The sequence below is a fragment of the Streptomyces sp. R-74717 genome (assembly GCF_047305335.1).
Classification (GTDB): Bacteria; Actinomycetota; Actinomycetes; order Streptomycetales; family Streptomycetaceae; genus Streptomyces; species Streptomyces atratus.
Genome location: NZ_CP102361.1, coordinates 8,639,992 through 8,657,449 on the forward strand (window position 1 = coordinate 8,639,992; position 17,458 = coordinate 8,657,449).

General features: G+C 67.8%; 1 pseudogene (cut by a window edge). It reads right to left on the reverse strand.

The features are described 5' to 3' along the window. A pseudogene (locus NRF20_RS39375) lies at window positions 1–17,458 on the reverse strand (SDR family NAD(P)-dependent oxidoreductase); its annotated part runs 10,943 nt beyond the window's last position; the annotation flags it as partial.

Here is a 17,458-nt window from a genome sequence, read left to right on the forward strand (position 1 = left end):
CAGCCAGCCGGCCAGCGCGGCCGGATTCGGGTAGTCGAACACCAACGTGGCCGGCAGCCGCAGCCCAGTGGCCGCCGAAAGACGGTTGCGCAGCTCCACCGCCGTCAGCGAGTCCACGCCCAGATCCTTGAACGCGGCGGCCACCGGAATCGTCCGGCCGCCGACATGTCCCAGAACCAGAGCGGCACTGTCACGCACCATCTTCAGCAACGCTTCATCCCGCTCCGCCGGCGCGAGACCGGCCAGCCACTGCACCGACGAATCACCGGCGGAAGCGGCCCGCCGGCCGATCGTACGGTGCAGCGAACGCCACAGCGGGGGGACTTCTCCCTCCCGCGACGGATCGAGCGCGGCGGCGACCAGAATCGGTTCGTCACGACGCGACGCCATGTCGAAGAGCCGCATGCCGTGGTCGGCGGTAATGGTGCGCAGGCCACTGCGGCGCATCCGGTCCCGGTCGGTGTCGGTCAGCTTGGCGGTCAGGCCGCTGGTGTCTTCCCATAGGCCCCAGGCCAGGGAGAGTGCGGGCAGGCCTTCGGTGCGGCGTTGTTCGGCGAGGGCGTCGAGGAAGGCGTTGGCCGCCGCGTAGTTTCCTTGTCCGGCGTTGCCGGTTATGCCGGCGGCGGAGGAGTAGAGGATGAACGCGGCCAGATCCATGTTGCGGGTGAGTTCGTGCAGGTGCCAGGCGCCGTCGGTTTTGGGGCGCAGTACGGTGTCGAGTCGGTGTGGAGTCAGGGACTCCACCACGCCGTCGTCCAGTGCACCCGCGGTGTGGATCACTGCGGTGAGGGGCACATCGGCCAGTGCCTGGGCCAGTGCGGTCCGGTCTGAGACGTCGCAGGTCACGGTGTCGACCTGGGCGCCCAGCTCGGTCAGCTCCTTGGTCAGCGTCTCGTGCGGGGTACTGCGCGATAGCAGCAGCAGGCGCCGGGCTCGCTGGCTCGTTACCAGGTGGCGGGCGATGATGCCGGCCAGGACTCCCGAGCCGCCGGTGATGAGGACTGTGCCGTCGGGGTCCCAGACCGTCTCTTCCGCCGGGGCGGGTGCTGGGGTGGTGGTGCGGGTCAGTCGTGGTGCTTCGTAGCGGTTGCCGTTGATGCGCAGGCGGGGTTCGTCGAGCCCGGCGGTCGCGGCGAGTTGTTCCAAGGTGAGGTCGGCGTCGTCGCTTTCCACGAGGATGAATCGGCCGGGGTGTTCGGACTGGGTGGAGCGCATCAGGCCCGACACCGCGGCCCCGGCCAGATCTGTACCGGTCCGCACGACCAGGGTGCTGTCGCTGAAACGTTCCCCGGCCAGCCACTGCTGAACGGTCTGCAACACCTGGGCGGTCAGCGTGCGGGTGTGCGTCAGCGGGTCGTTGCTGGTGTCGGTGAGGGCGGTGCATACGACCACGTCCGGCACTGGCATGTCGTCGTCTTCTGTGAGGTCTTCGAACCGGCCGATCGTCACATCGGTGTGCTCGGGTACCGGGATCTCGCTCCAGGTCAGGGTGAGCAGGTCGCTGGCGCTGGTGCCGAGTGTGTCGGCGGTTACGGGCCGGGTGGTCAGGGCGCCGATGGTGGCTACCGGTCGGCCGGTGTCGTCAGCGACACGTACGTTCCAGCCGTCCGCTGCCGGTGTCAGCATCACGCGCAGCATCGCCGGGCTGGTGGCGTGGAACTGAACCTGGCTCCAGGAGAACGGTAGCCGTACCTCCTGCCCGGTGCCGGACTCGCGTAGGACACTGGCATGCAGGGCGGCGTCCAGTAGTGCGGGGTGCAGGGTGAATCGTGCCGCGTCCTGGGCCTGGTCCTCGGCCAGAACAACCTCGGCGTAGACGGTGTCCCGGTCACGCCAGGCGGCTTGCAGGCCTTGGAAGGCGGGTCCGTATTCGTAGCCGGTGGCTGCCAGGCCGTCGTAGAAGGTGGTGACGTCGATCGGTTCTGCGTCTACCGGCGGCCACACGGGGAACTCGGGCATCGAGAGGGTGTTGACGGCGGGGCTGATGGTGGCGGTGACGTGCCGGGTCCAGGCGTCGCTGTGGTCTGTCTGGGAGTACACGGTTACCGGTCGATGTCCGTCGCTGTCGGCCTCACCGACGGTCACGGACAGTTGTACGCCGCCAGCCGGGTCCAGCAGCAGCGGGGTCTCGATGACCAGTTCGTCGATGACGTCGCAATCGGCCTCGGCGGCGGCTTGGGCCACAAGTTCCACGAATCCGGTACCGGGCAGGAGGACGGTGCCGCGCACGGCGTGGTCGGTCAGCCAAGCATGGGTGGCCAGCGATACCCGGCCGGTCAGGACTGCTCCGTCGGAGCCCGGCAGGGCCACGACCGTACCCAGCAGCGGATGCCCCTCACCCACCGACCGCCCACCACTGACCGCCCAATACCGCTGACGCTCAAACGCATACGTCGGCAGGTCCAGCACCCGCACCTCGGTAGCACCCACAACTGCTGGCCAGTGGATGTTCACGCCGTGGATGTGGGCTTCGGCGAGGGCGGTGAGTATCTGCTGGGGGGTGTCGTTGTCGCGGCGTAGCGTGGCGACGGTGGTGGCGTCCATGGCGGGTGTCAGTGTCGGGCTGGCGCTGACCTCGACAAACACCGTCTCGCCCATGTTCTGGAGCAAGTCTACGGCGGGGTGGAAGCTGACCGGTTCCCGCAGGTTGCGGTACCAGTAGTCGGAGTCCAGGGGTTGTTCGACCCAGGTGCCGTCAACGGTCGACAGCCACGGCACCACTGGTACCTGTGAGTCGGTGGTGCTGAGGATGTCGAGCAGCTCGGTACGGATCTCCTCGACCTGCGGACTGTGCGAGGCGTAGTCCACGGTGATCCGCCGGACCCGCGCCCCCTGCCCTTCATGGACGGCCAGCACACGGTCCACGGCCTGGGAAGTGCCCGCGATGACGGTAGCGGCCAGACCGTTGCAGGCCGCGACCACCGCCCCGTCACTCAGCGCGATCTCGTCCGCAGGCAGCGCGATGGACGCCATGGCACCCTGCCCCGCCAGACGGTGGGCGATCAGCTTGCTGCGCAGTGCCACGATCCGGGCCGCGTCCCGCAGGGTGACTGCTCCGGCGACGCAGGCAGCGGCGATCTCCCCCTGGGAGTGACCGATCACCGCGTCGGGACTGACACCGGCCTCCTGCCACACAGCGGCGAGCGACACCATGACCGCCCAGCACGCCGGCTGAAGCACATCAACCCGGTCAACCACCGAGGGATCATCCAGAACAGTGAGCAGATCCCAGTCCACGAACTCACTCAACGCGGCCGCACACTCGGCCAACCGGCCGGCGAACACCGCCGACGTCTCCCGCAGGCCACTGCCCATCCCCAGCCACTGCCAGCCCTGCCCCGGGAACACAAACACCACCCGCGGACCAGACACCGCAGCGCCGGGCCCAGTGCCGGTACCGGTGACCGTGTCGTCACCCAACAGGACAGCGCGGTGCTCGAACACCGACCGCGTCCCGGCCAGCGTCGACGCCACCGCCCGCACATCCACCCCAGGCGCAGCAGCCAGGTAAGCACGCAGCCGGCCCTCGAACTCAACAAGAGCCGAAGGGGACTTCGCCGAGATCACCAGCGGCACCAGATCCGAGGCCACGACCGGTGCCGGAGTCTCCTCGGTCTCCACCAACGGCAGGTCCGGTGCGCTTTCGAGGATGACGTGCGCGTTCGTGCCACTGATCCCGAACGACGACACACCCACCCGACGCGCCCGCTCCATCACCGGCCACGGCTGGTTCTCCGTGACCAGCTCCACCGCGCCGGCGGTCCAGTCCACATGCCGCGACGGTGAATCCACATGCAGTGTGCGCGGCACAACACCGTGCTGCAACGCCATCACCATCTTGATGACACCCGACACACCCGCAGCCGCCTGCGCGTGACCGATGTTCGACTTCAACGAACCCAACAGAACAGGCTGTTCACGGTCCTGACCGTAGGTGGCGATGAGGGCTTGAGCTTCGATCGGATCACCCAACCTCGTACCTGTGCCGTGCGCCTCGACCACATCCACATCAGCACTCGACAGACCGGCGTTGTCCAGCGCTTGTCGGATCACCCGCTGCTGCGACGGACCGTTCGGCGCGGTCAGGCCGTTGGAAGCACCGTCCTGGTTGACCGCCGAACCCCGCACCACCGCCAACACCTGGTGGCCCTTGGCCCGAGCATCCGACAGGCGCTCCACCACGAGCACCCCGACGCCCTCGGCCCAGCCCGCACCGTCTGCGGTGTCGGAGAACGCCTTGCTGCGGCCGTCGGCCGCGAGGCCACGCTGTCGCGCGAACTCCACAAATGCCTGCGGGGTAGGCATCACGGTCACGCCGCCGACCAGGGCGAGTGAGCACTCGCCCTGCCGGAGCGAATAGCCGGCCTGGTGCAGCGCCACCAGGGACGACGAACACGCCGTGTCCACCGTCAGCGCCGGACCCTCAAGCCCGAAGAAGTACGACACTCGGCCCGACAGCACACTCACCGCACCGGCGGTAGCACCAAACCCACCAAGATCGGCACCGGCGCCGTACCCACTGCCGAAGGCGCCCATGAACACGCCGGTGTCACTGCCCCGGACGGATGCCGGGTCGATGCCGGCTCGTTCGAACGCTTCCCACGAGGTTTCCAGCACCAGCCGCTGCTGGGGGTCCATGGCCTGCGCCTCGCGTGGGCTGATCCCGAAGAACGAGGCGTCGAACTCGGCGATGCCGTCCAGGAAGTAGCCCTGGACGCAGTACGTTTTGCCGGGTGCGTCGGGGTCCGGGTCGTACAGGTTGTCCAGGTCCCAGCCGCGGTCGGTGGGGAAGTCGGAGATCGCGTCCGTGCCTGACTCGACCAGCCGCCACAGGTCCTCCGGTGAGGACACTCCGCCGGGCAGGCGGCAGGCCATGCCGACGATCGCCAGGGGTTCGTCCGTGACCGCCCGCATTGGGGTTTTCGCGTGACGTGATGTTGCGGAACCCGCTCCGACGAGGAGGTCGTCGAGGTGGGTGGCCAGTGCGGTCGGGTTGGGGTAGTCGAACACTGTTGTGGTCGGCAGGCGTAGTCCGGTGGCTTTTGCCAGGCTGTTGCGTACCTGGACGGCGGTCAGTGAGTCCAGGCCGAGATCCCGGAATGCGGTATTCACCGCGATGTCACGGGCATCGGCGTGGCCGAGGACCTTGGCCGCGCTGTCACGTACCACCTTGAGCAGGGCCTGCTTGCGCTCTTCGGGTGCCAGGCCGGCGAGCCACTGTGCCGACGACGCTCCACCGGCGGCAGTGCGCCGTGTGGCCTTGGGGTACAGCGTGCGCAGCAGGGCGGGTACGTCGCCGTCCCGGACCGGGGTCATTGGGGCGGCCAGCACAAGCGACTCGCCGGAGCGTGTCGCGGTGTCGAACAGCCCCATCCCCTGCTCGGCGGAGAGAGCCCGCGCACCACCACGGTGAAGTCGGTCCTGGTCGGTGTCGGTCAGCTTCGCGGTCAGGCCGCTGACGTCTTCCCACAGGCCCCAGGCCAGGGAGAGTGCGGGCAGGCCTTCGGCGCGGCGCTGAATGGCGAGGGCGTCGAGGAAGGCGTTGGCCGCCGCGTAGTTGCCCTGTCCGGCGTTGCCGGTTATGCCGGCGGCGGAGGAGTAGAGGATGAACGCGGCCAGATCCATGTCACGGGTGAGTTCGTGCAGGTGCCAGGCAGCGTCGGCCTTGGGCCGCAGCACGGTGTCGAACCGTTGTGGAGTCAGGGACTCCACCACACCGTCATCAATCACGCCTGCGGTGTGGATCACCGCGGTCAACGGATGCTCCGACGCCACATCCGCAAGAACCTGGGCCAGTGCGGTTCGGTCCGACACGTCGCAGGCCACGGTGTCGACCTGGGCACCTAGCTCGGTCAGCTCATCGGTCAGCGCCTCGTCCGGGGTACTGCGCGATACAAGCAGTAGACGACGTGCCCGGTGCTGGGTGACCAGGTGGCGGGCGATGATGCCGGCCAGGACTCCCGAGCCGCCGGTGATGAGGACTGTGCCGTCGGGGTCCCAGACCGTCTCTTCCGCCGGGGCGGGTGCTGGGGTGGTGGTGCGGGTCAGTCGTGGTGCTTCGTAGCGGTTGCCGTTGATGTGCAGGCGGGGTTCGTCGAGCCCGGCGGTCGCGGCCAACTGCTTCATGGTGAGGTCGGCGTCGTCGCTTTCCACGAGGATGAATCGGCCGGGGTGTTCGGACTGGGTCGAGCGCATCAGGCCCGACACCGCGGCCCCGGCCAGATCCGTACCCGTGCGCACGACCAGGGTGCTGTCGTTGAAGCGTTCCTCGGTGAGCCATTGCTGGACGGCCTGCAACACCTGGGCGGTCAGCGTGCGGGTGTGCGTCAGCGGGTCGTTGCTGGTGTCGGTGAGGGCGGTGCATACGACCACGTCCGGCACCGGCACGTCATCGGTGTCTGTGAGGTCTTCGAAGCGGGCTGTGGTGAGGCTGTTGTTCTGCTCTGGAGTGGGGAGTGGGGTCCAGGTGACGGAGAGCAGGCCGCTGGTGGCGGTGGTGGTGGGTTCGTGGACGGGGACGGGGCGCAGGGTCAGGGCGCGGGCGGACAGGACGGGAAGCCCCGTGCTGTCCGTAGCCCTGACGGACAAGGTGCCGTCACCGTTCGGGGTGAGTTGTATGCGGAGTTGGGTGGCGTTGCCGGCGTGCAGGGCCACGTCGTTCCAGACGGCGGCGCTCTCACCGGCGAGGCTGAGAGCGGTACTCATCAGGGTGGGGTGCAGGGTGTATTTGTCGGTGTCCTGGAGGTCCTCCAGAACGGCTTCGGTGAACAGTTCACCGCCTCGGCGCCATGCCGGTATCGCCGCTTCCACGGGTACGGCACCGGCCGGCGGCCACTCCTGCTCAGCCCGCCAACCGGGAGTGACGGGTGTGGTGGCGGTGGCAAGGGTGGCGGTGGCAAGGCGGGTCCAGGGCTCGCCTTCGTCGTAGCGGGCGTGGATACTCAGCCGGCGCTTGCCGTTCTCGTCGGGTTCGCTCACCCAGGTCTGCATCTGGGCAGTGTCGTCCGTCATCCGCAGCAGTGCGTCCACGGTCAGTTCCTCGACCAGATCGGCCCCGACCTCGTCCCCCGCGGCCAGGGCCATCTCCGCGAAAGCCGCCACCGGCAGGACTGCCTGGTCCCGCAGCCACAGCTCACCGAGCGCCGAAACCCCTGACGTGAACAGCACACCACTGGCCTCGGCCAGCCGCACCGCCGACCCCAGCAACGGGTGGCCGTCGCGGGCAAGTTGGCTCGTGTTCCCTATGGTCCAGTAGCGCTGGTGTTGGAAGGCGTAGGTGGGCAGGTCCAGCACCCGCACCTCGGTAGCACCCACAACTGCTGGCCAGTGGATGTTCACGCCGTGGATGTGCAGTGTGGCGAGGGCGGTGATGGCGGCTTGTGCTTCGTCGTCGCTGTGGAGCATGGCGATGCCGTCGATCAGGCGTGACAACGTACGGTCCGGCCCGATTTCGACGAATACCGCGTTCTCGTGTGCGGCAACCTGGTCGCCGAATCGGACGGTGTCCCGGACCTGTCGCACCCAGTACTCCGGTGTGACAACCGCGTCTCCGGCAGCCATCGTGATCTGCGGTACTCGGTAGTCGAGTCCCTCGGCCACGGTTCGGAATTCGTCGAGGATGGGTTCCATTCGAGCTGAATGAAATGCGTGACTGGTCGTCAGTCGTGCCGACTTGCCCAGGGCCGCTGCTGCTTCTAGCACTGCGGTTTCGTCGCCGGTCAGTACCACGGAGGAGGGTCCGTTGACCGCGGCGATTTCCACGCCGTCCGTCAGTGCTGCCTGTGCTTGTTTCTCCGAGACCGGTACGGCGACCATTGCTCCGCCTGTGGGCAGGGTCTGCATCAGGCGGGCGCGTGCGGAGACCAGGGTGCATGCGTCTTGAAGCGACCACAGGCCGGCCACGTATCCGGCGGCGATCTCGCCCACCGAGTGGCCGATCACCGCTTGTGGCCGTACGCCCCATGATTCCAGCAGTCCGAAGAGGGCGACCTGCAAGGCGAACAGGGAGGGCTGTGCGTAACCGGTTTCGTCCGTATCCAAGCTTGAGTCCGGTACGTCGAGGAGATCCCACACCTGCTGGTGGATTTCCGCGAATACCGGGAACACCGCTGCCAGCCGCTCACCCATTCCCGCCCGCTGTGAACCCTGGCCCGGGAACACGAACACCACCCGAGGATCAGACAGCGCAGCGCCGGCGCCGGTGACCGTCTCCCCACCCAGCAGGACGGCGCGGTGTTCGAACACCGACCGCGTCGCGGCGAGTGTCGATGCCACTGCCCGCATGTCCACCTCAGGCGTGGCGGTGAGGTAAGCACGCAGCCGGCCCTCGAACTCGACCAATGCCGATGGGGACTTCGCCGAGATAACCAGCGGTATTACGTCGGACGCCACGGCCGGTGCCGGAGTCTCCTCGGTCTCCACCAACGGCAGGTCCGGGTCGGGTGCGCTCTCCAAAATGACGTGCGCGTTCGTGCCGCTGATCCCGAACGACGACACACCCACCCGACGCGCCCGGTCCATCAACGGCCAGGGCTGGTTCTCCGTGACCAGCTCCACCGCGCCGGCGGTCCAGTCCACATGCCGCGAGGGTGAATCCACATGCAGTGTGCGCGGAACGACGCCGCGCTGCAACGCCATCACCATCTTGATGACGCCCGATACGCCCGCAGCCGCCTGCGTATGACCGATGTTCGACTTCAACGAGCCGAGCAGCAGCGGCTGTTCACGGTCTTGACCGTAGGTGGCGATGAGGGCTTGGGCTTCGATCGGGTCACCGAGCGTCGTACCCGTGCCGTGCGCCTCGACCGCGTCGATCTCATTCGGTGCCAGGCGGGCGTTGGACAGCGCCTGCCGGATCACTCGCTGCTGCGACGGGCCGTTCGGCGCCGACAGACCGTTCGACGCGCCGTCCTGGTTGACCGCCGAACCCCGCACGACCGCCAATACCCGGTGGCCCTTGGCCTGAGCGTCCGACAGGCGCTCGACCACGAGGACCCCGACGCCTTCGGAGAACCCTGCACCGTCTGCGGTGTCAGCGAACGCCTTGCTGCGGCCGTCGGCCGCGAGGCCGCGCTGTCGTGCGAACTCGACGAACGTCTGCGGGGTAGGCATTACGGTCACGCCGCCGACCAGGGCGAGTGAGCACTCGCCCTGCCGCAGTGCGGAACTCGCCTGGTGCAGAGCGACCAGCGAAGACGAACACGCCGTGTCCACCGTCATCGCCGGACCCTCAAGCCCGAAGAGATACGACACCCGGCCCGACAGCACACTCACCGCACCGGCGGTAGCACCAAATCCGCCGAGATCGGCACCGGCGCCGTACCCACTGCCGAAGGCGCCCATGAACACGCCGGTGTCACTGCCCCGGACGGATTCCGGGTCGATGCCGGCTCGCTCGAACGCCTCCCACGAGGTTTCCAGCACCAGCCGCTGCTGGGGGTCCATGGCCAGTGCCTCGCGCGGGCTGATCCCGAAGAACGAGGCGTCGAACCCTGCGGCGTCCAGGAAACCACCCTGCACGTTGTGTGCCTTGCCGGGTGCGTCGGGGTCCGGGTCGTACAGGTTGTCCAGGTCCCAGCCGCGGTCGGTGGGGAAGTCGGAGATCGCGTCCGTGCCTGACTCGACCAGCCGCCACAGGTCCTCCGGTGAGGACACTCCGCCGGGCAGGCGGCAGGCCATGCCGACGATCGCCAGGGGTTCGTCCGTGACCGCCCGCATTGGGGTTTTCACGTGACGTGATGTTGCGGAACCCGCTCCGACGAGGAGGTCGTCGAGGTGGGTGGCCAGTGCGGTCGGGTTGGGGTAGTCGAACACTGTTGTGGTCGGCAGGCGTAGTCCGGTGGCTTTTGCCAGGCTGTTGCGTACCTGCACGGCGGTCAGTGAGTCCAGGCCGAGATCCCGGAATGCGGTATTCACCGCGATGTCACGGGCATCGGCGTGGCCGAGGACCTTGGCCGCGCTGTCACGTACCACCTTGAGCAGGGCCTGCTTGCGCTCTGCGGGTGCCAGGCCGGCGAGCCACTGCACCGACGACGCTCCACCGGCGGAAGCCCGCCGGGCAACCGTGCGGTGCAACGAACGCAGCAGCGCGGGAACTTCGCCTTCGCCGTCCCGGACCGGGGTCATCGGGGCAGCGAGCACAAGCGACTCACCGGACCGTGTCGCGCGGTCGAACAGCCCCATCCCGTGCTCGGCGGTAATGGTCAGCAGACCACCACGGCGCATCCGGTCACGATCGGTGTCGGTCAGCTTCGCGGTCAGGCCGCTGACGTCGTCCCACAGGCCCCAGGCCAGGGAGAGTGCGGGCAGGCCTTCGGCACGGCGCTGAATGGCGAGGGCGTCGAGGAAGGCGTTGGCCGCCGCATAGTTGCCTTGCCCCGGGCTACCCATGACACCAGCAGCCGAGGAATACAGGACGAACGCGGCCAGATCCATGTCACGGGTGAGTTCGTGCAGGTGCCAGGCACCATCGGCCTTGGCCCGCAACACCACGTCCAACCGCTGCGGAGTCAGCGACTCCACCACACCGTCATCCAGTGCACCCGCGGTGTGGATCACCGCTGTCAGCGGATGCTCCGACGGCACTCCCGCAAGGACCTGCGCCACCGCGGCACGATCGGAGACATCACACGCCGTCACCGCGACCTGGGCACCCAGCTCGGTCAACTCACTGACCAGCGCTTCGCTCGGAGCACTACGCGACACCAACAGCAGATGGCGGACTTGCTTGTCGGTTACCAGGTGGCGGGCGATGATGCCGGCCAGGACTCCCGAGCCGCCGGTGATGAGGACCGTGCCGTCGGGGTCCCAGACCGTCTCTTCCGCCGGGGCGGGTGCCGGGGTGGTGGTGCGGGTCAGTCGCGGGACCTCGTAACGGCCCCCATCGATCCGCAGGCGGGGTTCGTCGAGCCCGGCGGTCGCGGCCAACTGCTTCATGGTGAGGTCGGCGTCGTCGCTTTCCACGAGGATGAATCGGCCGGGGTGTTCGGACTGGGTGGAGCGCATCAGGCCCGACACCGCGGCCCCGGCCAGATCCGTACCGGCCCGCACGACCAACGTGCTGTCGTTGAAGCGTTCCTCGGTGAGCCATTGCTGGACGGCCTGCAACACCCGACCGGTCAGCGTACGAGTCCGGGCCAGCGGGTCAGCATCTTCACCGGACAGGGCGCTGAACACGACCACGTCCGGCACCGGCACGTCATCGGTGTCTGTGAGGTCTTCGAAGCGGGCTGTGGTGAGGCTGTTGTTCTGCTCTGGAGTGGGGAGTGGGGTCCAGGTGACGGAGAGCAGGCCGCTGGTGGCGGTGGTGGTGGGTTCGTGGACGGGGACGGGGCGCAGGGTCAGGGCGCGGGCGGACAGGACGGGAAGCCCCGTGCTGTCCGTAGCCCTGACGGACAAGGTGCCGTCACCGTTCGGGGTGAGTTGTATGCGGAGTTGGGTGGCGTTGCCGGCGTGCAGGGCCACGTCGTTCCAGACGGCGGCGCTCTCACCGGCGAGGCTGAGAGCGGTACTCATCAGGGTGGGGTGCAGGGTGTATTTGTCGGTGTCCTGGAGGTCCTCCAGAACGGCTTCGGTGAACAGTTCACCGCCTCGGCGCCATGCCGGTATCGCCGCTTCCACGGGTACGGCACCGGCCGGCGGCCACTCCTGCTCAGCCCGCCAACCCGGAGTGACGGGTGTGGTGGCGGTGGCAAGGGTGGCGGTGGCAAGGCGGGTCCAGGGCTCGCCTTCGTCATAGCGGGCGTGGATACTCAGCCGGCGCTTGCCGTTCTCGTCGGGTTCGCTCACCCAGGTCTGCATCTGGGCAGTGTCGTCCGTCATCCGCAGCAGTGCGTCCACGGTCAGTTCCTCGACCAGATCGGCCCCGACCTCGTCCCCCGCGGCCAGGGCCATCTCCGCGAAAGCCGCCACCGGCAGGACTGCCTGGTCCCGCAGCCACAGCTCACCGAGCGCCGAAACCCCTGACGTGAACAGCACACCACTGGCCTCGGCCAGCCGCACCGCCGACCCCAGCAACGGATGCCCCTCACCCACCGACCGCCCACCACTGACCGCCCAATACCGCTGACGCTCAAACGCATACGTCGGCAGGTCCAGTACCGGTGTGGTGGTGGTGCCCACAACTGCTGGCCAGTGGATGTTCACGCCGTGGATGTGCAGTGTGGCGAGGGCGGTGATGGCGGCTTGTGCTTCGTCGTCGCTGTGGAGCATGGCGATGCCGTCGATCAGGCGTGACAACGTACGGTCCGGCCCGATTTCGACGAATACCGCGTTCTCGTGTGCGGCAACCTGGTCGCCGAATCGGACGGTGTCCCGGACCTGTCGCACCCAGTACTCCGGTGTGACAACCGCGTCTCCGGCAGCCATCGTGATCTGCGGTACTCGGTAGTCGAGTCCCTCGGCCACGGTTCGGAATTCGTCGAGGATGGGTTCCATTCGAGCTGAATGAAATGCGTGACTGGTCGTCAGTCGTGTCGACTTGCCCAGGGCCGCTGCTGCTTCTAGCACTGCGGTTTCGTCGCCGGTCAGTACCACGGAGGAGGGTCCGTTGACCGCGGCGATTTCCACGCCGTCCGTCAGTGCTGCCTGTGCTTGTTTCTCCGAGACCGGTACGGCGACCATTGCTCCGCCTGTGGGCAGGGTCTGCATCAGGCGGGCGCGTGCGGAGACCAGGGTGCATGCGTCTTGAAGCGACCACAGGCCGGCCACGTATCCGGCGGCGATCTCGCCCACCGAGTGGCCGATCACCGCTTGTGGCCGTACGCCCCATGATTCCAGCAGTCCGAAGAGGGCGACCTGCAAGGCGAACAGGGAGGGCTGTGCGTAACCGGTTTCGTCCGTATCCAAGCTTGAGTCCGGTACGTCGAGGAGATCCCACACCTGCTGGTGGATTTCCGCGAATACCGGGAACACCGCGGCCAGCCGCTCACCCATTCCCGCCCGCTGTGAACCCTGGCCCGGGAACACGAACACCACCCGAGGATCAGACAGCGCAGCGCCGGCGCCGGTGACCGTCTCCCCACCCAGCAGGACGGCGCGGTGTTCGAACACCGACCGCGTCGCGGCGAGTGTCGATGCCACTGCCCGCATGTCCACCTCAGGCGTGGCGGTGAGGTAAGCACGCAGCCGGCCCTCGAACTCAACAAGAGCCGAAGGGGACTTCGCCGAGATGACCAGCGGCACCAGATCCGAGGCCACGACGGGTGCCGGGGTTTCCTCGGTCTCCACCAACGGCAGGTCCGGGTCCGGTGCGCTCTCCAAAATGACGTGCGCGTTGGTGCCACTGATCCCGAACGACGACACACCCACCCGACGCGCCCGGTCGATGGCCGGCCAGGGCTGGTTCTGCGTCACCAGCTCTACCGTGCCGGCGGTCCAGTCCACATGCCGCGACGGTGAATCCACATGCAGTGTGCGCGGAACGACGCCGTGCTGCAACGCCATCACCATTTTGATGACGCCCGACACACCCGCAGCCGCCTGCGTATGACCGATGTTCGACTTCAATGAGCCGAGCAACAAAGGCTGTTCACGGTCCTGACCATAGGTCGCGAGAACCGCCTGAGCCTCGATCGGGTCACCGAGCGTTGTACCCGTGCCGTGCGCCTCGACCACATCCACATCAGTACTCGACAGACCGGCGTTGTCCAGCGCGGATCGGATCACTCGCTGCTGCGACGGACCGTTCGGCGCCGACAGACCGTTCGACGCGCCGTCCTGGTTGACCGCTGAACCCCGCACGACCGCCAATACCTGGTGGCCCTTGGCCTGAGCGTCCGACAGGCGCTCGACCACGAGGACGCCGACGCCTTCGGAGAACCCCGCACCGTCTGCGGTGTCAGCGAACGCCTTGCTGCGGCCGTCGGCCGCGAGGCCGCGCTGTCGTGCGAACTCGACGAACGTCTGCGGGGTAGGCATTACGGTCACGCCGCCGACCAGGGCGAGTGAGCACTCGCCCTGCCGGAGCGAATAGCCGGCCTGGTGCAGGGCGACGAGCGACGACGAACACGCCGTGTCCACCGTCATCGCCGGACCCTCAAGCCCGAACAGATACGACACCCGGCCCGACAACACACTTACCGCAGCGGAGGTCATTCCGAACGCGCCGAGATCAGCGCCGGTGCCGTAGCCATTGGCCATGGCACCCATGAACACGCCGGTGTCACTGCCCCGGACGGATGTCGGTTCGATGCCGGCTCGCTCGAACGCTTCCCACGATGTTTCCAGCACCAGACGCTGCTGGGGGTCCATGGCCAGTGCCTCGCGCGGGCTGATCCCGAAGAACGCCGCGTCGAACTCGGCGGCATCCAGGAAACCACCCTGCACGCGGTAACCCTTACCAGGCGCGTCCGGATCCGGGTCGTACAGGTTCTCGATGTCCCAGCCGCGGTCGGTGGGGAAGTCGGAGATCGCGTCCGTGCCTGACTCGACCAGCCGCCACAGGTCCTCCGGCGACGACACCCCACCCGGCAGGCGACACGCCATACCGACAATCGCCAACGGCTCGTCCGTTGCCGCGTGTACCACGGGGGTCGTCTTACGCGAGGGTACGGGGATCTCGCCCACGAGAAGGTCGTCGAGCCGGGTGGCCAGCGCGGTCGGGTTCGGGTAGTCGAACACCATCGTGACCGGCAATCGCAGGCCCGTGCTCTTGCCCAGGCTGTTGCGCAGCTCTACGGCGGTCAGTGAATCCAGACCCAGGTCCTTGAACGCGGCAGTCACGGGCACCGTGTCAGTACCGGCGTGACCGAGCACCGCCGCGGCGCTGTCACGTACCACCTTGAGCAGGGCCTGCTTGCGCTCTTCGGGTGCCAGGCCGGCGAGCCACTGCACCGACGACGCTCCATCGGTGGAAGCCCGCCGGGCAACCGTGCGGTGCAACGAACGCAGCAGCGCGGGAACTTCGCCTTCACCGTCCCGGGCCGGATTCATAGGGGCAGCGAGCACAAGCGACTCACCGGACCGTGTCGCGCGGTCGAACAGCCCCATCCCGTGCTCGGCGGTAATGGTCAGCAGACCACCACGGCGCATCCGGTCACGATCGGTGTCGGTCAGCTTCGCGGTCAGGCCGCTGACGTCTTCCCACAGGCCCCAGGCCAGGGAGAGCGCGGGCAGGCCTTCGGCACGGCGCTGACCGGCCAGGGCGTCGAGGAACGCGTTGGCCGCCGCATAGTTGCCCTGCCCAGCGGTGCCCGTGATGGCGGCGGCGGACGAGTACAGGACGAATGCGGCCAGATCCATGTCACGGGTGAGTTCGTGCAGGTGCCAGGCAGCATCGGCCTTGGGCCGCAGCACGGTGTCGAGTCGTTGCGGAGTCAGGGACTCCACCACACCGTCATCGAGCGCACCCGCGGTGTGGATCACCGCGGTCAGCGGATGCTCCGACGGCACTCCCGCAAGGACCTGCGCCACCGCGGCACGATCGGACACATCACACGCCGCCACCGCGACCTCAGCACCCAGCCCGGACAATTCACTGACCAGCTTCTCGTCCGGGGTACTGCGCGATACGAGCAACAGACGACGTGCTCGGTGCTCGGTGACCAGGTGGCGGGCGATGATGCCGGCCAGGACTCCCGAGCCGCCGGTGATGAGGACTGTGCCGTCGGGGTCCCAGACCGTCTCTTCAGCCGGGGCGGGTGCTGGGGTGGTGGTGCGGGTCAGTCGTGGTGCTTCGTAGCGGTTGCCGTTGATGCGCAGGCGGGGTTCGTCGAGCCCGGCGGTCGCGGCGAGTTGTTCCAAGGTGAGGTCGGCGTCGTCGCTTTCCACGAGGATGAATCGGCCGGGGTGTTCGGACTGGGTGGAGCGCATCAGGCCCGACACCGCGGCCCCGGCCAGATCTGTACCGGTCCGCACGACCAGGGTGCTGTCGCTGAAACGTTCCCCGGACAGCCACTGCTGAACGGCCTGCAACGTTCGACCGGTCAGCGTGCGGGTCTGCGTCAGCGGGTCGTCGGTGGTGTCGGCGAGCGCGGTGCATACGACCACGTCCGGCACCGGCACGTCATCGTCGTCTGTCAGGTCTTCGAACCAGGCTGCGGTGAGGTTGTTGTTCGGCTCTACGGCCGGGAGTTCGGTCCACGTCACGGCGTAGAGGTCGTCGGTGCCGGCGGTGCCGAGTGTGTCGGCGGTTACCGATCGGGTGACCAGCGAGCCGATGACGGCGACCGGTCGGCCGGTGGTGTCGGTGGCGCGTACGTTCCAGCCGTCAGCCACCGGTGTCACCGCGACGCGCAGCATGGCAGCGCCGGTGGCGTGGAACTGAACTTGGCTCCAGGAGAACGGTAGCTGCACTTCCTGTCCGGTGTCGCCCGCGTTCAGGACGCAGGTGTGCAGGGCGGCGTCCAGTAGTGCGGGGTGCAGGGTGAATCGTGCCGCGTCCTGGGCCTGGTCCTCGGCCAGAACAACCTCGGCGTAGACGGTGTCCCGGTCACGCCAGGCGGCTTGCAGGCCTTGGAAGGCGGGTCCGTATTCGTAGCCGGTGGCTGCCAGGTCGTCGTAGAAGGTGGTGACGTCGATCGGTTCCGCGTCTACCGGCGGCCACACGGGGAACTCGGGCATCGAGAGGGTGTCGACGGCGGGGCTGATGGTGGCGGTGACGTGCCGGGTCCAGGCGTCGCTGTGGTCTGTCTGGGAGTACACGGTTACCGGTCGATGTCCGTCGCTGTCGGCCTCACCGACGGTCACGGACAGTTGTACGCCGCCAGCCGGGTCCAGCAACAGCGGGGTCTCGATCACCAGCTCGTCGATGACGTCGCAATCGGCCTCGGCGGCGGCTTGGGCCACAAGTTCCACGAATCCGGTACCGGGCAGGAGGACGGTGCCGCGCACGGCGTGGTCGGCCAGCCAAGCATGGGTGGCCAGCGATACCCGGCCGGTCAGCACCACACCGTCGGAGCCCGGCAACGCCACGACCGTACCCAGCAGCGGATGACCGTCACCGGCGAGCCGGGCCGGGCTCCCCGAGGTCCAGTAGCGCTGGTGCTGGAAGGCGTAGGTGGGCAGGTCCAGCACCGGTGTGGTGGTGGTGCCCACAACTGCTGGCCAGTGGATGTTCACGCCGTGGATGTGGGCTTCGGCGAGGGCGGTGAGTATCTGCTGGGGGGTGTCGTTGTCGCGGCGTAGCGTGGCGACGGTGGTGGCGTCCATGGCGGGTGTCAGTGTCGGGCTGGCGCTGACCTCGACAAACACCGTCTCGCCCATGTTCTGGAGCAAGTCTACGGCGGGGTGGAAGCTGACCGGTTCCCGCAGGTTGCGGTACCAGTAGTCGGAGTCCAGGGGTTGTTCGACCCAGGTGCCGTCAACGGTCGACAGCCACGGCACCACTGGTACCTGTGAGTCGGTGGTGCTGAGGATGTCGAGCAGCTCGGTACGGATCTCCTCGACCTGCGGACTGTGCGAGGCGTAGTCCACGGTGATCCGCCGGACCCGCGCCCCCTGCCCTTCATGGACGGCCAGC